General features: G+C 40.8%; 25 protein-coding genes. 22 read left to right on the forward strand and 3 right to left on the reverse strand.

From position 1 onward, the window contains the following. The first annotated feature begins 1 nt into the window (after nt 1). The 6 genes from flgL to fliD all read left to right on the forward strand — a co-directional run bounded on the left by flgL (nt 2) and on the right by fliD (nt 8,101). Nucleotides 2–1,261, forward strand: a complete 1,260-nt coding sequence (flgL, locus tag BG00_RS07830) for a flagellar hook-associated protein FlgL (protein WP_036981707.1) — start codon at nt 2–4, stop codon at nt 1,259–1,261. 216 nt (nt 1,262–1,477) lie between these two features. Beyond that, complete coding sequence (locus BG00_RS07835; RefSeq protein WP_036981709.1) at nt 1,478–2,338, forward strand: IS982 family transposase; 861 nt, start codon at nt 1,478–1,480, stop codon at nt 2,336–2,338. Between the two features lie 344 nt (nt 2,339–2,682). After that, nucleotides 2,683–4,134 carry a flagellin gene (locus tag BG00_RS07840; RefSeq protein ID WP_036981710.1) on the forward strand — a complete coding sequence of 484 codons (1,452 nt, stop codon included), beginning with the start codon at nt 2,683–2,685 and terminating at the stop codon, nt 4,132–4,134. Nucleotides 4,135–4,593: 459 nt separating this feature from the next. Continuing rightward, the gene (locus BG00_RS18410) at nt 4,594–6,030 is read left to right on the forward strand and encodes a flagellin (protein ID WP_036981712.1); all 1,437 of its coding nucleotides are present in this window, start codon (nt 4,594–4,596) and stop codon (nt 6,028–6,030) included. A gap of 164 nt (nt 6,031–6,194) precedes the next feature. Continuing rightward, on the forward strand, nt 6,195–6,608 hold the full coding sequence (locus tag BG00_RS07850) for a flagellar protein FlaG (RefSeq protein WP_036981715.1): 414 nt from the start codon (nt 6,195–6,197) through the stop codon (nt 6,606–6,608). An 80-nt stretch (nt 6,609–6,688) separates the two neighbouring features. Then, entirely contained in the window at nt 6,689–8,101 is a 1,413-nt protein-coding gene (gene fliD / locus BG00_RS07855; RefSeq protein ID WP_036981717.1) for a flagellar filament capping protein FliD, read from the forward strand. A 241-nt stretch (nt 8,102–8,342) separates the two neighbouring features. Here the strand turns inward: fliD and BG00_RS07860 are convergent, their stop codons facing one another. Beyond that, on the reverse strand, nt 8,343–8,642 hold the full coding sequence (locus tag BG00_RS07860; RefSeq protein ID WP_036981719.1) for a hypothetical protein: 300 nt from the start codon (nt 8,640–8,642) through the stop codon (nt 8,343–8,345). Between the two features lie 6 nt (nt 8,643–8,648). Beyond that, the gene (gene fliS, locus BG00_RS07865) at nt 8,649–9,050 is read right to left on the reverse strand and encodes a flagellar export chaperone FliS (RefSeq protein WP_036981720.1); all 402 of its coding nucleotides are present in this window, start codon (nt 9,048–9,050) and stop codon (nt 8,649–8,651) included. Nucleotides 9,051–9,423: 373 nt separating this feature from the next. Between fliS and BG00_RS07870 the strand changes: the two genes are divergently transcribed. Then, on the forward strand, nt 9,424–10,860 hold the full coding sequence (locus BG00_RS07870) for a sigma-54 dependent transcriptional regulator (RefSeq protein ID WP_036981723.1): 1,437 nt from the start codon (nt 9,424–9,426) through the stop codon (nt 10,858–10,860). 123 nt (nt 10,861–10,983) lie between these two features. Here BG00_RS07870 and BG00_RS07875 read toward each other — a convergent pair whose 3' ends face one another. Next, complete coding sequence (locus BG00_RS07875; protein WP_036981725.1) at nt 10,984–11,571, reverse strand: DNA-3-methyladenine glycosylase I; 588 nt, start codon at nt 11,569–11,571, stop codon at nt 10,984–10,986. A gap of 129 nt (nt 11,572–11,700) precedes the next feature. Here BG00_RS07875 and BG00_RS07880 point away from each other — a divergent pair, with 129 nt between their 5' ends. The 15 genes from BG00_RS07880 to BG00_RS07950 all read left to right on the forward strand — a co-directional run bounded on the left by BG00_RS07880 (nt 11,701) and on the right by BG00_RS07950 (nt 25,538). Beyond that, nucleotides 11,701–12,813, forward strand: a complete 1,113-nt coding sequence (locus BG00_RS07880; protein WP_036981726.1) for a sensor histidine kinase — start codon at nt 11,701–11,703, stop codon at nt 12,811–12,813. Further along, on the forward strand, nt 12,810–14,234 hold the full coding sequence (locus tag BG00_RS07885; protein WP_036981728.1) for a sigma-54-dependent transcriptional regulator: 1,425 nt from the start codon (nt 12,810–12,812) through the stop codon (nt 14,232–14,234). Before BG00_RS07880 ends, BG00_RS07885 begins: the two co-directional genes overlap by 4 nt. A gap of 157 nt (nt 14,235–14,391) precedes the next feature. After that, nucleotides 14,392–14,724, forward strand: coding sequence for a flagellar hook-basal body complex protein FliE (fliE, locus tag BG00_RS07890; RefSeq protein ID WP_016899229.1), 333 nt, complete (start codon nt 14,392–14,394; stop codon nt 14,722–14,724). A gap of 20 nt (nt 14,725–14,744) precedes the next feature. Then, nucleotides 14,745–16,460, forward strand: coding sequence for a flagellar basal-body MS-ring/collar protein FliF (gene fliF / locus BG00_RS07895; RefSeq protein WP_036981730.1), 1,716 nt, complete (start codon nt 14,745–14,747; stop codon nt 16,458–16,460). Next, nucleotides 16,453–17,493 (forward strand): flagellar motor switch protein FliG, encoded by a 1,041-nt coding sequence (gene fliG / locus BG00_RS07900; RefSeq protein ID WP_036981734.1) that lies wholly within the window; start codon nt 16,453–16,455, stop codon nt 17,491–17,493. The genes fliF and fliG overlap by 8 nt, the downstream gene beginning before the upstream one ends. 3 nt (nt 17,494–17,496) lie before the next feature. Continuing rightward, entirely contained in the window at nt 17,497–18,300 is an 804-nt protein-coding gene (gene fliH / locus BG00_RS07905; RefSeq protein ID WP_036981737.1) for a flagellar assembly protein FliH, read from the forward strand. 17 nt (nt 18,301–18,317) lie between these two features. Further along, nucleotides 18,318–19,652 carry a flagellar protein export ATPase FliI gene (gene fliI / locus BG00_RS07910; RefSeq protein WP_036981739.1) on the forward strand — a complete coding sequence of 445 codons (1,335 nt, stop codon included), beginning with the start codon at nt 18,318–18,320 and terminating at the stop codon, nt 19,650–19,652. Continuing rightward, entirely contained in the window at nt 19,652–20,098 is a 447-nt protein-coding gene (fliJ, locus tag BG00_RS07915) for a flagellar export protein FliJ (protein WP_036981741.1), read from the forward strand. Before fliI ends, fliJ begins: the two co-directional genes overlap by 1 nt. A gap of 87 nt (nt 20,099–20,185) precedes the next feature. Next, nucleotides 20,186–21,997 (forward strand): flagellar hook-length control protein FliK, encoded by a 1,812-nt coding sequence (locus BG00_RS07920; protein WP_036981743.1) that lies wholly within the window; start codon nt 20,186–20,188, stop codon nt 21,995–21,997. Nucleotides 21,998–22,054: 57 nt separating this feature from the next. After that, a complete protein-coding gene (gene fliL / locus BG00_RS07925) occupies nt 22,055–22,582 on the forward strand; it encodes a flagellar basal body-associated protein FliL (RefSeq protein WP_036981745.1) in 528 nt (175 codons plus the stop codon). Between the two features lie 9 nt (nt 22,583–22,591). Further along, nucleotides 22,592–23,683, forward strand: coding sequence for a flagellar motor switch protein FliM (gene fliM, locus BG00_RS07930; RefSeq protein ID WP_036981747.1), 1,092 nt, complete (start codon nt 22,592–22,594; stop codon nt 23,681–23,683). Between the two features lie 20 nt (nt 23,684–23,703). Further along, on the forward strand, nt 23,704–24,102 hold the full coding sequence (gene fliN, locus BG00_RS07935; RefSeq protein WP_036981749.1) for a flagellar motor switch protein FliN: 399 nt from the start codon (nt 23,704–23,706) through the stop codon (nt 24,100–24,102). Further along, nucleotides 24,099–24,482: a flagellar biosynthetic protein FliO gene (fliO, locus tag BG00_RS07940; protein ID WP_024602027.1), complete on the forward strand. Its 384-nt coding sequence runs from the start codon at nt 24,099–24,101 to the stop codon at nt 24,480–24,482. Before fliN ends, fliO begins: the two co-directional genes overlap by 4 nt. Before the next feature lie 4 nt (nt 24,483–24,486). After that, entirely contained in the window at nt 24,487–25,227 is a 741-nt protein-coding gene (fliP, locus tag BG00_RS07945; RefSeq protein WP_013465552.1) for a flagellar type III secretion system pore protein FliP, read from the forward strand. Nucleotides 25,228–25,268: 41 nt separating this feature from the next. Further along, nucleotides 25,269–25,538, forward strand: a complete 270-nt coding sequence (locus tag BG00_RS07950) for a flagellar biosynthetic protein FliQ (RefSeq protein WP_010387922.1) — start codon at nt 25,269–25,271, stop codon at nt 25,536–25,538.

Below are 25,538 nucleotides of genomic sequence, written 5' to 3' on the forward strand. Positions count from 1 at the left end.
TATGCGTTTATCAAATAACTTAATGTATCAAAATAACATTAATAAAATACTACAAAATCAAAATGGCGTAGCAAACGCACAAGAGCGAGTAAATACTGAACAAAAATATTTATCTACTTCAGAAGCGCCTGCCGATATATCGCAAGCTATGCTGTATACCAATAAAATACAAAGTAATGAGCAATATACAAAAAATATTAATCAGCTCAATGGCCGACTCAAAATCGAAGAAAGCGTACTGCAAGGTATTAACGAAAGTGTTCAAGCAGCTAAAGATATTGCCTTAAAAGCAGGTAATGGCGCGTACAGTAAAGACGATTTAAAGTCGTTAGCGTCGGAGCTAACCGAAATACAAAAAACACTCGTTAATTTAATGAATACACGCTCAGAAGACGGTAAGTTTATTTTTTCAGGCTACCAAGACAGTACGCAACCGTATCAGTTTGATGCCGCTAGCGGCAAGTACAATTACCAAGGCGATCAAGGCCAGCATAAAATTACTATTGCCGAAGGTGTGTCGATTAAATCTAGCGACAACGGCTACGACACCTTTGAAAAAACCAATGCACGCCTCGATGTAGCATCTAACACAGGCGATGCATCAAGTACGCTTACGGGTTCTGTTTATGTAGATAAACAAGGTGTTTTCGATCAGTTTCATAAAGAGCAATATAACCCTGATCCAGACCCTTTAGTGTCAGCCACAGCAAATACTTTTAATGTAGTGGTTACTGCGGGTGCTAACCCTGGCGATCCGGATCAGTATGAAATTTTACGTGATGGAGTAGCGCAAATACCACCAGTTAGCGGAAATGTAACCGACGAGCCAATTGAGTTTGCCGGAATGAAAATTCAGCTAACCGGCGCAGCACCTGGGCAGCAGCTCGATTTTAGCCTAGAAAAACCCCACAAAGAAAACGTACTTAATACGCTACAAGGTTTAATTACAGGTTTAAATAATGGCACGCTTGAGGGGGATGATTTTCAGCAAGTACTTAACGATGGCGTAACGCAGCTGCAAAACGCCAGCGAACAAGTTGTGTTTACCCAAGCGAGTTTAGGTGGGCGGATGAATGTGCTAGAAAGAGTAACCGACTCTAACTCTGCGCTAGACATTCAAAACCAAAGTAATCGTTCAAGCCTGCTTGAAGTAGATATGGCAAAAGCCATTAGCGATCTCACTCAACAAGAAACCGCACTGCAAGCCTCGCAAGCCACCTTTGGCCGCTTAGCCAAACTCTCGTTATTTGATTATATTTAATGGTTAAGAGCAGGTTTTAGGTATCAGGTTTTAGGCAAAAACAAGCCAAGCTAGGCGTTTTTGTTGATGGAGGCGCGGTTTTATACCGCGCTTTTTGGTTTTTAACTATTTGGCACTTTCTTATTTAACCTGAGCTGCACATAAGAAATGGAACTAAATGCCCTTGCGGTGATCAGATCTTTCGACCAAGAAACATAAGATTACCGAGGCAAGGGCATGAATAACTTAGATGCAATTTACGTAGATGTCGATGATTTTTGTTTATTGTTTGAACCTCAATGGCTTAAACACCTAATAGAATCAGGTGAAAAGCAACGCATTAAGCCATCTCGACTATCCTCTAGCGAAGTGATGACTATATTAATTGCTTTTCATCAATCAGGTTATCGCGATTTTAAAACTTACTACACCAAATTTGTTTGTCAGTATTGGCGACATTATTTCCCTGATTTAGTCAGTTATACACGTATGTTGAAGTTACTTCAGGCCACGTTACCTGCTCTGTGTAGCTATCTGAAGCAGCGCTTTGATAAACCAACAGGCATTGCATTTATCGATTCCACTTCTCTCAAGGTGTGTCACAACATGCGTATTCCTCGCCACCAAGTTTTTGCAGGAGAAGCCAAACGAGGCAAAGGAACAATGGGCTGGTTTTATGGTTTTAAACTTCACCTCATCATGAATGATGAAGGGGGTTTATTAGCTGTAAAAGTGACAGCTGGGAATGTTGATGATAGACAGCCGGTATTAGATATGGTCGATAATGTTGCAGGTAGTTTATACGCTGATAGAGGTTATGTATCTGCAAACTTAAAAGCGGAACTTGCTGAGCAAGGTATTGATTTTATTACAGGTCAAAGAAGTAATATGAAACGTCAGCCAATATCATCTTGGGATAGAGCGATGTTATCAAAGCGTTTCATCATCGAAACAGTTTTCGACCAGCTGAAAAATATGGCTCAAATAGACCACACAAGGCACCGCAGCTGCATCTCATTTATGGTTAATTTAATGGCTGGATTAATAGCCTATACTTTTCAGACTAAAAAGCCGAGTATAAAAGTGACTCGGCTTTAATTCTTATGCAAATCTGAGGTTATTTACTCTCATTGTTTTCTCTTTGTGCAAAAAGTTTTAAGTGACTTATTCATAAGGAGAGCGCCGCTTTAAAAGTAACTCACAACCTTCAGTAACCCTTCTAACCTAGGCGGCAAAAAACTGTCACTATTTATTAATCTGCCACTATAAAACGTGGTTTTACTTTTAAAATATAACGTTTTTCCATTTCTTTATGTATATAAAACAACGCATTGAAATTTGTTTTATAGTTGGCATAAAACCTGCTTTGTAATAGTCATCTGATTGGTGGTTCCTGCAAGATGTTTTGAACCACACTCTGTTTAAATCTAGGAGATGGTAAAATGGCATTAACAGTAAATACTAATGTGTCGTCATTAAACGCACAACGTAACTTAGCAAAATCAGGTGAAGGCTTAGCCACCTCAATGGAGCGCCTAGCATCGGGGATGCGTATTAACAGCGCTAAAGATGATGCGGCGGGCCTACAAATTTCAAACCGCCTTACATCGCAAATAAATGGCTTAGCCGTTGCTCAGCGTAATGCTAACGATGGTATTTCAATGGCGCAAACCGCAGAAGGTGCGATGCAAGCATCCACGGATATTTTACAGCGCATGCGAGAGTTAGCGTTGCAGTCAGCCAATGGTTCTAATTCAGATTCAGATAGAGAAGCGTTACAAAAAGAAGTTAGTGCGTTACAAACGGAGTTGACACGCATCTCTAATACAACTTCATTTGGATCTCAGAAACTATTAGATGGTTCGTTTGGAACAAAAAGCTTTCAAGTTGGTGCTAATGCCAATGAAACAATCTCAATGAGTTTAAGCAGTATAGCATCTGCAGATATTGGGACTAACCAATTGACTATTGCTGGTACAGGGTTAGGGGCTGCTGTAACAGGTACTAGTGGTAATGGGGTTCCAACAACAACACCGACAACAGCTTTAAGTATTACTGGTAAAGACGGCCAAGCTAAAGTTTTTAATACGACAGCTGGTGATGGTGCAGATACTCTTGCTACTTTAATTAATTCTAAAACAACTGAAACAGGCGTTACTGCAGATGCAAGAACTGTAGTCTCTATAGACAGTTTAAGTGCAGCTGGAGCAACATCTTTTACATTGAATGGATCAGCTATTTCAGCAACTACATCAAGCACCACAGACTATATTTCGATTGCTGAGGCTGTTAATGAGAAATCCGGTGCGCATGGTGTTACAGCAACTGTCGATGAAACATTAGGTTTGGTACTGACTGATGAAAGTGGTAAAGATATTGTGATTGGATCTATGGTAGGTGCGACCGCGTCAATTAGGGCGGTTGAGCATGATGGAAAAACAGCAAGCACTACAGTTTTAGCAAGTGCGACTTCTGCGACCGTTGCAGGTTCTATTCGATTAAATTCTACAGAGTCATTTGCTGTAACTAGCGCTAATGCCGCACTAGAGCCAACTGGATCTCAAGTTTCAGCTAGCGTAAATGTTGGCAGTATTAACTTAGGGACTACTCAAGGCGCTCAAGATGCTTTAGATATTATAGATGGTGCTCTTTCGCAGATAGATTCACAAAGAGCTAGTCTCGGTGCAATTCAAAATCGTTTTGCTCATACAATTAGTAATTTAGCTAATATACAGGAGAATGTCTCTGCATCACGTAGCCGAATTCAAGATACTGACTTTGCTACAGAAACTGCGCACATGACGAAAAACCAAATTTTACAACAAGCGGGTACGTCAATTTTATCGCAAGCAAATCAAATACCACAAGCGGCTGTCAGCTTGTTAGGTGGTTAATTAAAGTTATAGCTTTATATATGAAAAGCGCACAGTTTGCGCTTTTTATTGTGTAACAATAATATAGGTAGGTGGCAATCCACTTGGTGCACTTGTATCGCAAAGTTCTTATTTTTCGGCGAAGCGCACAACGCCTTTTAGCCTCTTTGTAACTAATTCACTTAAAACCTATATGTACAAAATGTACAAAATGTACAAAATGTACAAAGAGAAAAATGAGAAGTAAATGAGGGGTAATGCGACTTAAGCGAAAAAACAAAATAGTTTTAAAATAAAAAATAATTAAAATCAGTTTGTTAAGTTAAAACTTTCAAATAAAATCCATTTTTTTAAAAAAAAACCTAAAGATAAATTCTCATCTGCCGTTAACTTAACTAGTACAGAGCTTGAACATACAATTGTGACAGTTCTTGGTTAAATCAAAACAGCAATATTACGAAAGTAATCAGGAGTTTTATCATGGCTTTATCAGTAAATACAAATGTATCTTCATTAAACGCTCAGCGTAATTTGAATAAATCAAGCCAAGGCTTAGCAACATCAATGGAGCGTTTAGCTTCAGGTATGCGTATTAACAGCGCAAAAGATGATGCGGCAGGGCTACAAATTTCAAATCGTTTAACCTCACAAGTAAATGGTTTAGCAGTAGCGCAACGTAATGCGAACGATGGTATTTCTATGGCGCAAACCGCAGAAGGTGCAATGAATGAGTCAACAAACATTTTGCAGCGTATGCGTGAACTTGCACTGCAATCTGCAAATGGTTCAAACTCAGATTCAGATCGAGAAGCGCTGCAAAAAGAAGTAAGTGCTTTGCAAACTGAATTAACGCGAATTTCAGATACAACATCATTTGGATCTCAAAAATTACTAGACGGTAGTTTTGGCACTAAAAACTTCCAAGTTGGCGCTAATGCTAATGAAAGTATCTCAATGAGTTTAAATAGTATTGCAGCCTCTGATATTGGGACTAATTCATTAACGTTAGGTGGAACAAAACTAGGTGCCGCAGTTGCTGATGCCGCTAATAATGGTGTTGCAGCAAGTAATATTTCAATAACAGGTAAGGATGGTAAGGTAACCTCTATTGCAACAACAGCTAACATGGAAGCAAGTAAGCTCGAGAAAAGCATAAATGCTAAAACAGCAAAAACAGGAGTTTCTGCAGACGCTCGTACCGTTGCGTCAGTTAAAACATTTTCAGCTGCAGGTGCAATGTCTTTTTCACTAAATGGCTCAACAATATCTGCAACAACTTCAAGTGTAACCGATTACGCCTCAGTTGCAGAGGCTATTAATGAAAAATCAGGAGCACATGGAGTTACAGCTACTATTGATGATACTTTAGGTCTAGTATTAACAGATGAAAGCGGAAAGGATATGCATTTAACTGGGATGGGGACTACAGCAACTATACAGGGCGTTGAACACGATGGTAAGACTCTAAATACTACTACAGCCTTAACAGGACAGGCTGATGTAACGATTGCTGGTTCAATTAAATTAAACTCTACACAGTCATTTGCACTAACTAGTGGTGATGCAAGCATAGAGCCTACAACGGCTCAAACATCTAAAAGTGTTGCCGTATCAAAGGTAGATTTGGGTACATCAAAAGGGGCACAAGATGCCTTGGACATAATTGATGGTGCATTAGCTCAAATAGATTCCCAACGTGCTAGCTTAGGTGCGATTCAAAATCGATTTGGTCATACAATCAGTAACCTTGCAAATATTCAAGAAAATGTATCAGCATCACGTAGCCGTATTCAAGATACCGACTTTGCAACAGAAACAGCGCAAATGACGAAGAACCAAATATTGCAACAAGCAGGTACGTCAATCTTGTCGCAAGCGAACCAGTTACCACAAGCAGCACTTAGCTTGCTAGGTTAATAGTTCATTTGGCATTAGCTTATTAACAGCTAACTAATATCAAAAGTCAGTATTAGTAATTTTAAAAAGGAGATGGCTTTGTTCATCTCCTTTTGTCGTTTAACTTACTAAATTAAGCTAATTGATAAATAGTGTACAATGTTTAAAACTATTTAGGAGGCGTTATGAATACAATTACCTCAGGCGCAGAAGCTTTAGTAACGGCAAGTAACGCAGGGCAAGCTAGCGAAAGTAAAGTAGGGCAAACAGCTACGGTACTAACGGCTAGTGCCATTGACGATGTTAAAAAAAGTGCTTCACAAGCACAGCAATATCAAAGTAATGCCGACACTGCTACGCAGCAACAACCGTTAGAGCGTGAGCAGCTTGAAAAAATGGCGCAACAATTGCAAGATTTTATGGGGGAGATGAACCGTAGCTTGCAATTTCAGGTTGATGAAGATTCGGGCCGCGATGTAATTAAAGTGCTCGATAAGGCAACTGGCGATGTTATTAAACAATACCCTTCGGAAGAAGTGTTAAGTTTGGTGTCTAAGTTGTCTGAAACTGCGGGTTTATTAATTGACCAAACGATATAGCTATATAAGTATATAACTAAATAGCAGCTGCGTTTTTTAAGTTTTTTGTTTTTTATTTAATAGTGTAAAGGGGTATAAACATGGCTATTTCGTTTACAGGGTTAGGTTCAGGCTTACAAGTATCTGAAATTGTGGGTGCATTGGTTAATGCCGAAAAGGCGCCTTTTGAATCACGTTTAAATAAAAAAGAAGCTAACTTAACTACCGATATTTCCGCTGTGGGTGCGCTTAAAGCTGCACTTGAAAAAGTACAAGAGTCGATGAGTGCATTAGGCGACGCCGATAACTATCAAAAACGTACGACATCAGGTAATGATGATTTTATATCGCTTAGCTCAGATAAAGACGCTCAACCAGGTGGTTACTCGGTAAAAGTAAATAATTTAGCCACTGAGCATAAAATAATGTCGAGTGCATTTGATGCCACCAACCCTGTTGGTGCTGGCACCATGACGTTAAGCTCGGGCGATAATAGCTTTGATATTGCAGTATCAGACACTGCAACGCTAAGCGAAGTGCGCGATGCAATAAACAACAGTAAAGATAACAAAAGCATAAACGCCACCATAATTACCGATGATACTGGCCAGCGCTTAGTGTTTTCGGCTCAAACCAGTGGGCTTGAAAACCAAATTAAAATAGCAGTGGCTGATGACGATGCTAACAACACCGATACCTTAGGCCTTTCGCGTTTAGCGTTTGACCCTGCACCCGCAGGAATAAAAAATGTGAGCGAAGTAGTTGCCGCTGTTGATGCGTCAATAACTATTGACGGCACAGTAACAGTAACTAGCAGCACTAACGAATTTAAAAACGTGATTGATGGCGTGACTATTACCGCTAAAAAAGCACACGATGTTGACGACGACCTAAGTAAGTTAACCGTTAAAGAAAATAACAATAATATAAAAGCTGGCTTAAATGGGTTTATCGAAAGTTATAACGAGCTGTTAGAGCTAAGTAAAAACTTGGGTAAATCTGGCGAAGATGGCGCTGGCGTAATGGCGGGTGATTCACTGCTGCGCGGGGTGATGTCTAAACTTAGGCAAGAAATTACCAACAGTGTTGACTTAGGCGATGGTAACTCTTTATCGCTATCGCAGTTGGGTGTTGAAGCCGACCGCTATGGTAAATTAAGCTTAGATAGCGAGCGCTTAGACGAGCAAGTAAAAAATGATGTTGATTTAGTACAGCAGTTTTTTATTGACGAAAATAAAGACGAAGGCGGTTTTGCCCAGTCGTTTGATGAACTAATGAACTTTTATACTAAGTCTGATGGCTTAATTCAAAACCGCATAGACAGTAAAGAAGGCCAGCTTCGCGGGATTGATGACGAACGAGTATCGTTTGCACGTAAAATGCAGTCGTTAGAGTCGCGCCTTTATGCGCAGTACAACAGCATGGATTTATTAGTAGCAGGCTTAAATTCAACCAGTAATTATCTTCAATCTCAGTTAGATAATATGCCAGGCGTGGTTAGAAAGTCTAAGTAGTTAAGGGTTAGGCTTTAGGCTAAGGCAAATACTGAGCTTGCGAAAAGGCAGTTTTTAGTTTTATAAGTGCGGCTTTATTTAATCACAACAATACCGCACTTTTTGCGTTAAACAGATTAAAACAGTGCAAAAAGGCTTTAAGTGATTTACTCACAAAGAGGTTAAGAGGGCGCTGCGCTTTAGAGAAGAGCAATGGGCAACACCCTCGTTTAATTTACTTTTTATTATGCTAACTGTTTTTTTAAGTGCTTTTGTAAGCGCTGATCGCTTTGTCTGATTTTTTATGCTTTAACAAGGCTTTAAACGAGTCGTCTTTATGGATATTAGCTTGAGTTAAAATAGCATTAATATGCGCTTGTGTTGCTATAAGTTCGTCACTACTTGGCTGCTCATTGCTTTCGCACCAGCTTTTTAAACACGTATTTAACGCTTCAAGCTGTAAAGCTGCCGCGTCAGCATCGTTGTTATTTACCAGTGTTTCAAGCTCGCAGAGCAATTGTTTAATTTGCTCTGCTGGCTGTTGGTCAGTTATTAAAGGCATTATAAATTAAACTGCAGGAGAGCGTTCGCTAGCAGGAATATTATCCCACCCTTCTTTTATTTCTTTCACTATGCTAGAAACTTCCATAATTGCTGCTGTATCGTTATTTAAGTTAGCTTTAGTTAGTGTACGCTGGCAATAGTCGTATAGCGCTAATAAGTTGTCTGAAATTTCTGAGCCTTGCTCAATGTCAAAATTAAGTGTGTCTTGTAATGCGCCAAAAAGTAAAATACAGGCTGAAATGTTTTCGCCTTTTTTTTCGATTTCTTTGCGTTCAATAAACCCTTTGGTTGCAGCTAAGCGCCCGATAATGTTACTAAAAATTAGGTTTATTTGTTCGTAAGGTGTCATTTCGCTAATACTGCTTGCACGAACTTGACCGTATTTTTTAATTGATGCATGTGCCATGAGAAGATCCTAAATTTTGATAACTAAAAATATTAATACAATGCCAGCAATTATAATGCCAAGCATTTATATATCCTTACTTATCGGCATTTAAGACAGCAACTTAAGTAAATATTAGTGAATATTTTTATTATAAAGTGACTTTACATCTCTAATTTAAGTATTAAGCTTTGCGATTAACTTATTATGTGAATGTAGGGGGCCTTTACAACCTTAATACTTAATGGTTAATCCTTAAGTATTGTTGCTTTAATTAAAGTGTCTGTTTTTTGGCGTTAATGTCAAAAAATCGCCGCTATTACTTGCATCCAAATCCAACTGGCTTACAATTTGATTAATAAAACAAATTAGTGAAATAAATGGCTCGCTAAAGATGATCTTAATTTTAGATAATAATAACAATCGCTCTATTGGATTATACGCATCGCTTACTTTTATTGGTGAAGCGGTACAATTGCAAACTGAAGCTGACTTTGAACAGGCATGTAGCCACTATCAAAACAAAGAATGTATTGTGGTGTTAGGTGCTTTGCAGTCTTTAGATCACGAAAGTTTAATTAAACGATACCCAACATTTCCTTTTTTACTGATAGGTGAAACGCTTAAACCTTTGTTGAGTTTGGCTAATGTTGTTGGACTAATTTGTGAGCCATTTACTCATGAAGTTACTACCCAGTTACTACATGATTGTCAGCAATATCAGCGTATGCTCCCTCATGAGCATCAACACAATAAAGAAAAAAGTACCTTTGATGGCCTTGTAGGTGAAACCAAAGCCGTGAAGGATTTACGCTTTTTAATTACGCAGGTTGCTAAAACCGATGCTAACGTACTTATTTTAGGTGAGTCGGGCACAGGTAAAGAAGTAGTCGCCCGTAACGTACATTTGCTTTCTAAGCGTAATAAAGGCCCATTTGTACCAGTAAACTGTGGGGCAATTCCTGCAGAGCTACTAGAAAGTGAACTATTTGGTCATGAAAAAGGCGCGTTTACTGGGGCTATTTCAGCACGAAAAGGCCGTTTTGAGTTAGCGCAAGGTGGCACGCTATTTTTAGATGAAATAGGGGATATGCCACTGCAAATGCAGGTTAAGTTACTGCGAGTGCTCCAAGAGCGTAGCTATGAGCGCGTTGGTGGTACCAAAGCGATCCAAGCTGATGTGCGTGTGATTGCTGCAACCCACCGTGACCTTGAAAGCATGATAGAAAAAGGCTCATTTAGAGAAGATTTATACTATCGCTTAAATGTTTTTCCTATTGAGAGCCCATCTCTTGCTCAACGCGCAGAAGACATACCATTACTACTCAAAGAGCTTATGCGCCGTGTAAATGAACAAAGCGGGGTTACGGCTAAGTTTACAGAGCGTGCTATTGATAGTTTAAAAGAACATGCTTGGCCGGGTAATATTCGTGAGCTGGCGAACCTTGTTGAACGCATGGTTATTATGTTTCCAGATAAGGTGGTGGATGTTCCTGATTTACCCAATAAATACCGCTACATTGAAGTTGAAGCCTATGAGCCACAGTACCCAGAAGAGCTGATGGAGCGTGATGCCTTTAATGATATTTTTAGTGGCGGATTTAGCGAAGATGAAATAGATCTCGAAGATGATTTTGTTCAGGCCGCACCTGGTTTATTGCCCGATGAAGGTATTGAGCTTAAAGAGTACTTAGCTGAGCTTGAAATTAACTTAATCACACAGGCATTAGAGCGCTTTGATTACGTTGTCGCCCGTGCTGCTGAAGTGTTAGGTGTAAGACGAACCACTCTGGTCGAAAAAATGAAAAAATATAATTTGTCTAGGGATTAAGAGTAAGTGCCGATATTAGGTACCAGGTGTAAGGTTAGAAAAACTAAACACCGCGTTTAATGCAAACTCAGCGCTATACTTGTCAGCGGGTTAACCTCGCGTCTCGTAACCCGAAACCCGCTCCTAGCCGAGTTTTTTAACTTCTTCCTTCCTAAAACAATCATTACTATGATCGTTAACCATACCGCACGCCTGCATGTAGGCATACACTGTGGTTGGGCCTAAAAACTTAAAACCGCGCTTTTTTAAATCTTTTGCAAATAACGTTGATGCTTCAGTAACTGCAGGGTAATCCGCAAGCGTCTCTAAATCGTTTACCTGAGGTTTATTGCCAACAAACCGCCACTGGTAATCACTAAAGCTGCCAAACTCTTTTTGAATAGCAATGAAGCACTTTGCATTATTAATTGCTGCGGCTATTTTTAAGCGGTTGCGAATAATTCCCTCATTTTGCATTAATGTTTCTAGGTCCTGCTCAGTAAAGGCCGCTACTTTATTTACATCAAAGTTTGCAAAGGCGTTTTTATAATTAGCGCGCTTTTTTAATATGGTGTACCAACTTAACCCTGCTTGTGCCGATTCTAAGGTTAAACACTCAAAAAGTAGGTGATCGTCATACACAGGTACGCCCCATTCATGGTCATGGTAATCCACGTAGTCTGGTTTTGAAGTATCTAACCATGGACAGCGATACTGAGCTTCTTCTTTCATACTTATTCCTTAGCGCGTCATTTTTACGGCACGTATTTTAATTGTTTAAATTGTTGATATTATAAGGAAATAATTTTGGTACATATTGTGCATTAGCCAGTGTATCTACATTATTTTAGAGAGTTGATTATGGCCCTTGCAAGTGTGCTAAAACCTCAGTTTATTTCTGCTAATCAGTATAACCCATGTTTACTGCAAGAGGAGTATGTTGGTGAGTTGAGTGATTTGCGTCAACAAGCAAGTTGGCTCTCTCATCTAGTTGATACCATGCCTGCGGGCGTGATTGTACTCGATGGTAAAGGAATGATCGCTAAGGCAAACCAAATAGCTATCGATATGCTCGGCGAGCCATTAGAAGGTGAGAAGTGGTTTAGCGTTATTCAGCGCTCATTTCGTCCTCATCAAGATGATGGTCATGAAGTGTCGTTAAAAGATGGACGCTTAATAAAGCTCGATATTACTGCACTTGCGCCAGAGCCTGGGCAACTTATATTAATGACCGATTTAACCGAAACTCGACGCTTACAAAAGCGAGTCGCGCATATGCAGCGTTTAAGTGCCTTAGGTAAAATGGTGGCGTCTTTAGCTCATCAAGTACGCACACCGTTATCAGCGGCTATGTTGTATGCCGCAAATTTAGGCTCAAAACGCTTACCCGAAGCGTCTCGCGGCAGTTTTCATACTAAATTAATGTCACGTTTAAAAGATTTAGAAACCCAAGTAAACGACATGCTGTTATTTGCTAAAAGTGGTGTTCAGCAAGTGGTTGAGCAAGTGTCGATGCAACAGCTACTCAGTGAAGTTAAAGCCGGTGCCGATGCTATGGTAGCGCTCAATGATAGCGAATTAAATGTGAGCTTACCTGAACCCGATATTGAAATTATGGGTAACAAAACAGCATTGGCAAGCGCAATTCAAAACCTAATTCATAATAGTATTCAAGTCATTGGCAGTGGTGCACAAGTACATCTTAGTGCTTTGCGTGATACGCAAGACCCTGATTATGTCCGCATTAGTGTTAGTGATAACGGCCCTGGGCTTGATTTAGCACAAAGTGAAAAAATATTTGAACCCTTTTATACCACTAAAAGCCAAGGTACTGGTTTAGGACTTGCCGTTGTAAGTTCAGTGGCCAGTGCACATCAGGGACGTGTTGAAGCAAACAACAACCCACAAGGGGGAGCAATTTTTAGTATGTTGCTACCTATTAGTGTCACATCTAAATTAGGGGAGTCACAATGAGTAACACTATTTTAGTTGTAGAAGATGACGCCGGACTTCGTGAAGCATTAATTGATACGCTTGAAATGTCAGGTATAGCCTGTATGGCCGCCAATAGTGCTGAGCAAGCCATGTTGCTACTAAAAAAAGAAGTATTTTCATTGGTGGTCAGTGATGTACAAATGGGCGCAATGAGCGGCCTAGATTTATTACGTAGTATTAAATTAAATTACCCTGATTTACCCGTACTAATGATGACGGCCTATGCCACTATTGATGATGCTGTAGAGGCTATGCGTTTAGGCGCGATTGATTATATGGCTAAGCCATTTGCACCAGAAGTGCTATTGAATATGGTGAGTCGTTACTTACCAGAAAAAGAAAAAGAAACAGACGGGCCGATTGTCGCCGACCCTAGTAGTATTCAATTACTCGAACTTGCTAATAAAGTTGCTCGATCAGATGCCAGTGTGATGGTGCTTGGGCCAAGTGGCTCTGGTAAAGAAGTACTGGCGCGTTATATTCATGACAAATCAAAACGCTGTAATGAACCGTTTGTTGCGATTAACTGTGCTGCTATTCCTGAAAATATGCTCGAAGCCACTTTATTTGGTTATGAGAAAGGCGCGTTTACCGGTGCTATACAAGCTTGTCCTGGTAAGTTTGAACAAGCACAGGGCGGTACTATTTTACTTGATGAAATTACCGAGATGGATTTAGGCTTACAAGCCAAATTACTGCGGGTATTGCAAGAGCGTGAAGTTGAGCGTTTAGGTGGTCGTAAAACCATTGCACTAGATGTACGTGTACTTGCCACAAGTAACCGAGAGTTAAAAGAAGCGGTTGCTGATAACCAGTTCCGCGAAGATTTATACTATCGACTCAATGTTTTCCCATTGCTATGGCGACCACTGTGTGAGCGCCCAGGGGACATTATTGTGCTGGCTAAACATTTGATTGAACGTCACTTAAGTAAAAGCAAAGAGCCAATGGCGTATTTAGATAGCAGTGCAGAGCAAAAACTGCTTAGCCATAGCTGGCCCGGTAACGTACGCGAACTAGATAACGTTATTCAACGCGCATTAATTTTACGCAGTGGAAATAGTATTGATGAACATGCTATTTTTATCGAAAATCTAGCCCCAACGCATTTTGTGGCAGAAACTAAAGCTGACATTGAGCCTGTAAAAAGTAGTCTCAGTAACGCTTATTATGATGAAAAAGCAGCGCCTGTAGATGAGCAAAAAAATGATTTGTTAGCCGTCGATACCGGCAGTTACAAAGATGAGCTTAAAGATAAAGAACATCGCATAATTTTAGAAACCTTGGCACGCTGTCAAGGAAAGCGTAAAGAAGTAGCCGAAACCTTAGGTATAAGTCCGCGTACTTTACGCTACAAATTAGCACAAATGCGTGATTTAGGCATTTCCCTCCCAGCATAACCCCCATAAGCCCTAAGTTCAATCACTTGAATTTAGGGCTGTCAAAACTCTGACTGCTTAATTATTTTACTTAAAGCGTTGTTTTAATTGGTTTTAATTTTTGGCATGTTTTGTGCTTTATTCTCTTTAAGAGTTTACTGCATTATCAGAGACAATTATGAAAATTCAAAACAGTGCTTTATTTCAAGAAATGCAATCAATGGCTGCAGAGGCCACACGTAGTAATCAAGTTAATAACTTGCCAACGCAAGTGCAATCAACCTCTACAGCACAGTTTGGTGACATGTTGAGTAATGCCCTTAATACAGTGCATGAACTTCAGCAAGACACAGGGCAAAAAGTAAAAGCGGTAGAGAATGGCGACAGAAGCGTATCACTTGCTGAGGCTATGATTGCTTCGCAAAAGTCTTCTGTGGCATTTGAAGCTACGGTACAGGTTCGTAATAAGCTTGTTGAATCTTATAAAGAAATTATGAATATGCCTGTTTAACTAGGTAGTGGAGAATTATTGTGGCGCAATCTAATCAATCTACAGATCTGGCACTTGCTGATGGCATGATGGAGCAAAGTGAAAACGAAGATCAACAAGAGCAAAAATCAGGCTATTTTAGTTCCCTTGGCGGTGTTGATGTTTTACGTCAAATTACCCTGATTGTTGCATTAGCTATTTGTTTAGCCATTGCTATTTTCGTTATTATTTGGGCTCGTCAGCCAGATATGCGCCCTTTAGGTAAAATGCAAACTGAAGAGTTAATAGAAACACTCGACTTTTTAGATGCACAAAAAATTGACTACCAACTTGATGGCAATGTGGTCTCGGTGGATGAAACTGAATATCAAAATATCAAGTTATTGATGACCCGTGAAGGTTTAGATCAAGGGCCTACATCAGGTAGCGACATTATTATGCAAGACATGGGGTTTGGGGTAAGCCAACGTTTAGAACGTGAGCGCCTTAAACATGGCCGTGAGCAACAACTTGCCCGTACTATAGAAGAGCTAAATAATGTTACTCGCGCCAAAGTATTGTTAGCGATTCCCAAAGAAAATGTATTTGCCCGTAGAGAGAAAAAACCCTCTGCGACTGTTGTACTTACTCTTAAACGCGGTCGCTCTCTAGATGGCGAAGAAGTTGACTCGGTTGTTGATATGATAGCTTCAGCAGTACAAGGGCTTGAGCCTTCGCGCGTTACTGTGACCGATCAAAATGGTCGTTTATTAAATTCAGGCTCGCAAACCTCTTTAGCTGCACGCTCACGTAAAGAATACGATATTGAACGTAAACGTGAGCAAGAATACCTCGAAAAAATCGACAGTATTTTGATCCCCGTGGTTGGATTAGGTAATTACACCGCACAAGTAGATTTAAGTATGGACTTTAGTGCGGTAGAAGAAACACAAAAACGTTACAACCCTGACTTACCTGCGGTAAGAAGTGAAACAACCTTTGAAGAAAATAATATTGGTGGCCTAGCGGTTGGTATTCCAGGCGCGCTGACTAATCAGCCACCAGTTAACTCAACTATTCCTGAAGATGCGATGGCGGGCGGTGCAGGCACTGCAACCTCACCGAGTAGAACTCACAAAGAAGCCACTCGTAACTATGAACTCGATACCACTATTTCACATAAGCGTCAGCAAACCGGTGTGATCCGCAGAATCAGTGTGTCTGTAGCGGTTGATTACCTGCCTACGGTGGGTGAAAATGGTGAAACAACTATGACGCCACGCTCGGTAGAAGCTTTGTCAAATATTCGTCGCTTGTTACAAGGTGGCGTAGGCTTTGATATGCAACGGGGTGATGCTCTTGAAGTAGTAACCGTACCATTTGTTCGTGAAGACTCAGCGCTTGATTTTGAATTGCCTTTATGGGAACAAGACTGGTTTATGAAAATGTTGCGCTTAGTGTTAGGTGCGCTGGTTATTATTGTACTGATATTAGCTGTTGTTAAACCTATGCTTAAACGCTTAATTTACCCAGATAATACACTTGAAGAATACGATGAAGACTCTCTTAGTTCAGGTGTTGACCTTGGTGACAGCACATTAGATATGCTAAATAATGACTTTGATTCTGCTTCTGTTGGCTTCTCTAGCGATGGTACACTACGCTTACCAGACCTACATGGCGACGAAGACTTACTCAAAGCGGTTCGTGCGCTTGTAGCCAATGAACCAGAACTATCATCACAAGTAGTGAAAGCGTGGTTAACAGAAGATGACTGATCAAGAACAAAAACAACTACCAGCGGCGTTTGATGTTGATAAGCTCGATGGTGTAGATAAAGCGGCGATATTATTGCTGAGCTTATCTGAAGAAGATGCAGCGCAAATCCTAAAGCACTTAGAGCCAAAACAAGTGCAAAAGGTAGGTATGGCTATGGCGGCAATCGATGATTTGTCGCAAGCTAAAATTAGCGCAGTTCATAATTTATTTATTGAACAAATTCAGAGCTTTAGTACGATAGGTTTTCAGTCTGAAGATTTTATCAAAAAAGCACTTACTGCTGCATTAGGTGAAGATAAAGCCGCCAGCTTAATAGACCAAATTGTTATGGGCTCAGGCGCTAAAGGTCTTGATTCATTGAAATGGATGGACTCAAAGCAGGTAGCTAACATTATTCGTAATGAGCATCCGCAAATTCAAACAATTGTGCTTTCTTATTTAGAGCCTGAACAATCAGCTGAAATTTTAGCGCAATTTACTGAAAAAGTGCGCCTAGATTTAACCATGCGTATTGCCAATTTAGAAGAAGTACAACCAGCAGCTTTACAAGAATTAAACGAAATTATGGAAAAACAATTTGCTGGTCAAGCAGGCGCACAAGCTGCGAAGATGGGGGGCTTAAAAGCGGCTGCAGATATTATGAACTACCTCGATACCAATGTTGAAGGGCAGTTAATGGATTCTATCCGTGAGCATGACGAAGAAATGTCGCAACAAATTCAAGACTTAATGTTTGTCTTCGAAAACTTAATGGATGTAGACAACAGAGGCATTCAAGCAATCCTGCGTGAAGTGCCGCAAGATGTATTAATGAAAGCCATTAAAGGGACCGACGATGCCCTTAAAGAGAAAATTTTGGGTAACATGTCAAAACGTGCCGCTGAAATGCTCGCTGATGATTTAGAAGCTATGGCTCCTGTGCGCATTAGTGAAGTAGAAGCGGCGCAAAAAGAAATTTTATCAACAGCACGTCGCCTTTCTGATTCAGGTGAAATTATGCTTGGTGGTGGCGGTGGTGAGGAGTTCTTATAATCTATGAGTCACTCTAAAGGTCGCCCATTACATGCAGATGAAGCTGATGAGTTATTAAAAAATTGGCCAATTCCTGATGTTTCTCCCGATGAGCGTAGCTTTCGCAATCGCTCTACAGCTTATGGCACACCCTTAGCCGAGCTATACCGTAAAGAAATAGCAAAAGAACAAGTAGAAGAACCGGAAGAACCAGAGCTGCCTTCATTAACTATGGTAGAGCTGGAGCGTATTCGCCAAGATGCCTACGAAGAAGGCCTTAAACAAGGGCACGAACAAGGCTATATAGATGGCTTTGACAAAGGCGTAACCGAGGGTAAAGAGGCGGGTTACAAAGAAGGTGTAGAGCTGGGTAAAACACAAGGCCAAGAAGACGTTAAACCCTTAATTGATGAGCAGTTGAGCAGCCTGCGTGGCTTACTAGATAGTTTAAGCGACCCGCTTAAAAAAGTGGACGAGCAAGCAGAAAGACAGCTGGTACAGCTAGCCACTATGCTCAGTGAAGCGATTATTTATCAAGAAGTAAAAACATCACCTGATATTATTTTACATACTTTGAAAAAAAGTATTGATGCACTCAATGCAGAACAACAGAAAGTTAAAATTCATCTTCATCCAGATGACTTAACGCTAATAAAAACCAGTTATGGTGAGCAAGCTATTGAAGATAATCATTGGCAACTAATTGCAGAACCCACTCTAGAGCGGGGCGGTTGTGAAGTTAAAACAACGTTATCATCTTTAGATATGACCTTGAAAACCCGTATCAAAGAAACATTGGATAGCTTTTTGCATAACAGTGGTATCTAACTTTTTATTGGCGTGTCATGTCTGTGAGCGATACTTCATTAAGCGAACGCTTATCTCAATACCAACGGCATATTAAAATTCCAACGCCTGCGGTTGCGGGCGTTTTAACCCGTGTGGTTGGTTTAACACTGGAAGCCAAAGGTTTGCGCGCTCCGGTAGGCAGCCAATGTAAAATTGAAACAATGAACGGCTTTGTTGACGCTGAAATTGTTGGTTTTAACGATCAAACTTTGTATTTAATGCCTAACGACCACATTTCAGGCGTACTGCCTGGTGCGCGAGTTATCCCCCAAGTTAATGACACAGGTTTGCCTGTTGGCATGAGCTTACTTGGTCGAGTGGTAGACGGCTTAGGCAGACCTTTAGATGGCTTAGGTAAAATTAATGCAGAACATACACTCAAATTTGCTCAAAATGCAATAAACCCACTGGCACGGCGCCCCATTAGTAAACCTATGGATGTGGGGGTGCGGGCTATTAACTCAGTAATTACGGTAGGCCAAGGTCAGCGTATGGGTTTATTTGCAGGCTCTGGTGTGGGTAAATCAGTATTATTAGGCATGATGACCCGAGGCAGTGAAGCCGATGTGATTGTGGTGGGTTTAGTCGGTGAGCGTGGTCGAGAAGTAAAAGAATTTATTGAAGAAATACTGGGTGTTGAAGGGCGTAAACGTTCAGTTGTTGTTGCAGCCCCCGCTGATGCCTCACCATTAATGCGATTAAAAGGCTGCGAAAGTGCGGTAACCATTGCAGAGTATTTTCGAGATCAAGGTTTAAACGTGTTGTTATTACTCGACTCGGTGACGCGTTATGCTATGGCACAGCGTGAAATCGCGCTGGCTGTGGGTGAGCCCCCTGCAACAAAAGGCTACCCACCTTCAGTATTTGCTAAATTACCTGCGCTGGTGGAAAGAGCGGGTAACGGCGGGGAAGGGCAAGGTTCTATTACTGCCTTTTTTACCGTACTGAGTGAAGGCGATGACATGCAAGACCCGATTGCTGATGCTGCACGTGCCATACTTGACGGGCATATTGTTTTATCGCGTGATTTAGCCGACAGCGGCCATTATCCTGCCATTGACATAGAAAAATCGATTTCTCGAGTTATGCCTCAAGTGGTGTCTGAGTCGCACATGCAACAAGCTCGGGTGCTTAAGCAAGTGTATTCAATGTATCAACAGAACAAAGACATGATCACCTTGGGCGCTTATCAAAAAGGCAGTGATCAAATGCTCGATCAGGCAATAAACATGATGCCAAAAGTGAACGCATTTTTACAACAAGGGATGCGTGATGTGATTAGTTATGATGATGGCCTTCAAGGGCTAGCGCAATTATTAGGACAAGCATAATGGCAAAAAATAAACTGCATTTGTTGCTCAAGCTTGAAAACGAAAAAGAAGAAACGTTACGCATGAGCTACTTGCAAGCTAATCAAAATTTGCAATTAAATCAGCAAAAGCTGCAGGGCTTAAATGACTTTCGACTAGAATACACGCAGCAACTTCATATTAAGGGGCAATCGGGTTTATCAAGTGCCGGATTTAGTCAGTATCATGCATTCATTGCTAAGATTGAAGAAGCGATACGTCAACAAGCAAGCACTGTTAACACTGCAAAGCAGGTGGTTAGCCAGCGTAAAACCTTGTGGTTAAAGCAACAAGTAAAAGCGAAAGCGGTTGCTAAGTTAATTGAAAAACAACAGATAAAAGCGGATATGTTGGCCGCTAAAAGTGAGCAAAAAATGCTCGATGAATTTTCCTCTAATCAGTTTTATCAAAGGCATAAAGCACTATAAGGTAGGCATGATAATTGCTTAGGTTCTACAAGAGTAATGATTTTTAGGATTGTGCGGTGGGCTGTTGCCGCTTTTATTAGGTGATTTATGGCGATAAATGATATTTCAATGTTAGCGGTATCTGAGCAAGACTCATACTTAGTTAAAAAAGACAGTGATAAAACAAAGCTAGACAGCAGTAATGATGCTGGCTTTTTTGATCAATTAGCTCTTGCTAACCAAGCTTCTGAAACACACAGTACGCAAGCTAAAGCGCCAAACAAACAATCAGCAGATGAACAATCCGATCTAAAAGAGCAAAGTAGCGAAGAAAAACCTTTGAGCGGTGAAGATATGCTGGCGCAAATTAATGCGGCACAAGTCATCGATACCTCAGTAAAAAATAACCCCCATGGCGGTGCGCAGTTAATAGACAAAGACGCTGTTAAAATAAACGCTAAGCCTGAAGATAAGCTGGCACCTATTGTTATTAATTTACCAAGTGATGAAATTGTTGATGATACGGCCATTGTGCAGTCACAAAAGACTGTAGGTTCTGAATCAGCAAGCAAAACTGCAGCTGAGTCTTCACAGCTTGACACGAAACCTTTAGCTACAGCTGCCCCAACCGGACAGTATGAGGCTGTTACAAATGAACTCGCGGCTGCTAAACCATCGGATAAGCCGACCGAGACTATGAACATTAAAGCATCGCTAGATACTTCCTTTTTGGCGCTGTTATCAAAAGATGATAATGCCATTAAAGCAGATAAATTACTGGCAAATTTAACACCTGCTCAGCAAGGTGAATTAGCTACTGAGCTTAATGCGATGAGCAAGCCAATTAATAAAGATAACCTAGCGGATTTAAAGCTATTACTCAGTAAGTATGTGAGTGAAAGTGAGAAGCCGCAAACACCTCAGCAGATCATTAATGCACAAATAAGTACGCTAACTACCCCAGAAAAACAGGCCTTACTCAATCAGTTGCAGGGTTACGTTAAAAATGAATCTTTATCAACGAAAGAACTTACCTCGCTAAAAGGAGTAATCAGTGATTTAGAAACCGCGATTAACGCGGATAGCTTGTTTAGTGCCAAAGATAAGCCACTATTTTCAAATAATGCTTTGGCGGGAGCAATAACGGCAAAAGCACAGACTGGTACTGAATCAGCCAATGTAAAACCTGAGCTAAAATTAGAGAGTTCAAAATCGGTAGCTGATAACCCTGCAGAGCTTGCCAAACAGTTAGACGCATTACAAAAAGAGAGCATACGCGGCACTAATGCTGAGCAAATGCCACCGCGTGCAGCACAAATTTTCTCTCAGATCATTAATATATTTGACAAACAGTCGCTTAATAGTCTCGCTAAATACGATACTTTAGGGTACGAACAAGCTATTATTGAAGCGCAAAGCTTGCAAGCAGGACTGTTACAAAGTACTGCACAAGCGAAACAAGTAAGCATTGATCCTGCCACGTTACAGGCATTAAACATTATTAAAAGTGATGCGGCAAAAATACTACAAGAGCGGGTTAGCTCAATGTTAAGTATTAATAATAAAGAAGCTGAAATTCGCCTAGATCCGCCAGAAATGGGCAGCATGCAAATTCGTATTAGAAGTGATGCTGAGCAAGCACAAATCAACTTTGTAGTGCAAAACCAGCAAGCCAAAGAAGCGCTGGAGCAGTCGTTACCTAGGCTTAGAGAAATGCTGATGCAGCAAGGTTTAGAGCTAGGTGAAAGCAGTATTTCTTACGGTGATTCCTCAGGTGAACAAGCACAGCAACAAGAAGGTAATGCACAAGGGCAAATGGCCAATAATCGCTCTACAGATGAGACAAATAGTGAGCAACCAGATAAGCAAATACAGCGTTCTGGACAACAAACGTCATCATCAATAGATTACTATGCCTAAGTCCTGCTATTATAATAGTTAAAACAAGCAAATACCTTTGCAAATAAAGGAAATACAATGGCTGAAGATACTAATTTAGAAATAGAAGAAGTAAGTAAAAGTAAAAGCAAACTCATAATAATTATTGCCGCTGTATTACTTATTGTTGGCGCTGTGGCAGGGTACTTTTTATTATCAGGTGGTGATGGGCCAGTAGAAACCCTTGCAGGTGATGCTGCCAATGGTGAGGTAGCTGCTGCGCCAACAAGTTCTTCGGCAACGATTGGCAGTGCTTTATATGTTGCTATGCCTAGACCGTTTATTTTTAATGTGCCAGGGGCTAGTCGCGATAGAATTGTACAGATTAAAGTGCAATTATTAGTGCGCGGCGATGGTAATGAAGAAACGGCTAAAAAACACATTCCACTGATTGAAGGCACACTCCTGAGTGTATTTTCCATGACAACGGCTGATGAACTTAGCACCAGTGTAGGCAAAGAAACACTGCGTTTTACTGCACTTGATAAAGTACAGGCCGCTATGATGAATGTTGAAGGCAACAAAGTAATTGAGCGGGTACTATTTACCAGCTTTGTGATGCAATAAGGGGCCAGTGTGAGCGATTTATTATCCCAAGACGAAATTGATGCGCTATTACATGGTGTCGATGAAGTCGAAGAGGAAGATATACACGACGGTGAAGATGGTGAGGGAAGTACACTTCAGTACGACTTTTCTTCGCAAGATCGCATCGTGCGTGGTCGCATGCCGACACTTGAAATTGTTAATGAGCGATTTGCCCGTCATATGCGAATTAGCTTATTTAACATGATGCGCCGCACCGCTGAGGTGTCAATTAACGGCGTGCAAATGATCAAGTTCGGTGAGTACATACATACCTTGTTTGTACCAACGAGTTTGAATATGGTGCGTTTTCGCCCATTAAAAGGCACCGGCCTTATTACCATGGAAGCACGCTTAGTATTTATACTGGTAGACAACTTCTTTGGTGGCGATGGCCGTTATCATGCCAAAATTGAAGGACGTGAATTTACCCCAACAGAACGCCGAATCGTACAAATGCTGCTGAAAATAATCTTTGAAGATTACAAAGAAGCATGGGCACCGGTGATGGATGTGTCGTTCGAGTACCTCGATTCTGAGGTAAACCCTGCGATGGCTAATATTGTTAGCCCAACCGAAGTAGTGGTTATCAGCTCTTTTCATATTGAGCTTGACGGCGGTGGTGGTGACTTCCATATTGCGCTGCCGTATTCAATGCTCGAACCTATCAGAGAGCTATTGGATGCGGGTGTTCAGTCTGATACTGAAGATACCGATTTACGTTGGAGTAAGGCGCTTCGTGACGAAATAATGGATGTAGAAGTCGATTTATCGACCCAGCTACTTGAAGTTGATTTAAGCTTAAGACAAATAATGGAGCTCAAAGCTGGGGATATAATTCCAGTTGAAATGCCTGAGCATATTACCGTATTTGTGGAAGAACTCCCTACATTTAGAGCTAAAATGGGTCGTTCACGCGATAACGTTGCGCTACAAATTAGTGAAAAAATTAAACGCCCTGATTCAGTTAAATCTGAGCTGCATGTCTTTACCAAAGGCGGCAAAAAAATTGATTCAGATGCAGAATTAGCAGAACTAGAAGATGATTTACACCTTTCAAACGGTGTAGACTTAGACTGGTAATTGATTAAAAGGTTAAAAGTATGAGCGATGATCAAGATACAATGGACGAATGGGCCGCAGCACTTGCTGAAGCTGAAGGCACTGACGATAGTTCTGAGGTCAAAGTAACCGAGCTTGATGAGCTTGATGATTCAAAGCATGAACTCAGCGGTGAAGAAAAACGTAAACTCGATACTATTTTAGATATTCCCGTTACTATTTCTATGGAAGTAGGGCGTTCTAAAATTAATATTCGTAATTTATTACAACTTAACCAAGGTTCGGTCGTTGAGCTTGACAGGGTTGCCGGAGAACCGCTTGACGTTTTAGTTAATGGTACTTTGATTGCGCATGGCGAAGTGGTTGTGGTGAATGATAAGTTCGGTATTCGTTTAACGGATGTAATTAGCCAGGTTGAACGGATCAAAAAGTTGCGATGATAGCACTAGCTAGTTTAAGCAATTCGGTGTTTGCAGCAACCGATGCTGCAACACCGACCACAGATATCGTATCCATGGTGTTATCTTTGGGTATGGTTGTGGTGTTAATTTTAGTGTTGGCTTTTTTTGTAAAAAAGCTCAATCCAAATTTAACCAATAACGATGAGTTTAAAGTGATCCGCAGTCTTCCGTTGGGATCACGTGAGCGCTTAATGGTGGTTGAAATAGATAATGCACAGCATCTATTAGGGGTTACTCCACACAGTATTAATTATCTACACAAGTTAGAAACACCCCTAACAGAAAAAGAGTTACCAGAATTAGCGAAGCGGTTTGGCAAAATGTTGAATCCGCAACTTAATCAAAATAAAAAGAACTAATATTATGACTAAATGGCTGCTTTTCCTATTTGCCATGGTGTTCGTCCCAGGGGTCAATGCCGAGGGGATTGACGCGCTGACGATCACCACTAATGCCGATGGCACCCAAGACTACTCAGTGACGCTACAAGTGTTGGCGATCATGACGGCTATGAGCTTTATTCCAGCCGCCATTATCATGATGACCTCTTTCACTCGAATTATTGTTGTTTTAGCTATTTTGCGCCAAGCCATTGGTTTGCAGCAAACGCCTTCGAACCAAGTATTACTAGGTATGTCGCTGTTTTTAAGTATTTTTATTATGGCGCCAATTTATGAGCAAATAAATGAGCGCGCTATCGAACCGTATTTAAGTGAACAAGTAACGTCACTTGAAGCACTTGATTTAGCCAAAGAGCCAATGAAAGCGTTTATGCTCTCACAGGTACGTATAAAAGATTTAGAAACCTTTGCTAAAATAGCAGGTTACGATCAGCTTGACTCGCCTGAAGCAACGCCAATGGTTGTGCTTATTCCTGCGTTTGTGACCAGTGAGCTACAAACTGCTTTTATTATTGGTTTTATGTTTTTTATTCCCTTTTTGATTGTCGATTTGGTGGTTGCATCGGTATTAATGGCCATGGGTATGATGATGTTATCGCCCATGATTGTGTCGCTACCGTTTAAGATTATGTTGTTTGTATTGGTTGATGGGTGGAGCTTGGTGATGGGTACACTCGCTAAAAGCTTTGGCTTGGGCACGTAGTTGTGCACTCTTCATTTAACCAACTACACTAGGAGTCGTCCATGGAACCTGAAGTATTTGTTGATATTTTAAGTGGAGCCCTATTTTTAGTGATTAAGCTGGTGTCTGCCATTGTGGTACCTGGCTTAATTATTGGGTTGGTTGTGGCTGTGTTTCAGGCAGCAACCTCAATTAACGAACAAACACTGAGTTTTTTACCGCGTTTATTAATCACCATCAGTGCCCTGATTGTGGGAGGACATTGGTTTACTCAAGAGCTAATGGACTTTTTTAATCGCTTAGTGCTGCTTATCCCCGAAATTGCAGGTTAA

It is taken from the genome of Pseudoalteromonas sp. SCSIO_11900, from assembly GCF_000576475.1.
Lineage (GTDB): Bacteria > Pseudomonadota > Gammaproteobacteria > Enterobacterales > Alteromonadaceae > Pseudoalteromonas > Pseudoalteromonas tetraodonis.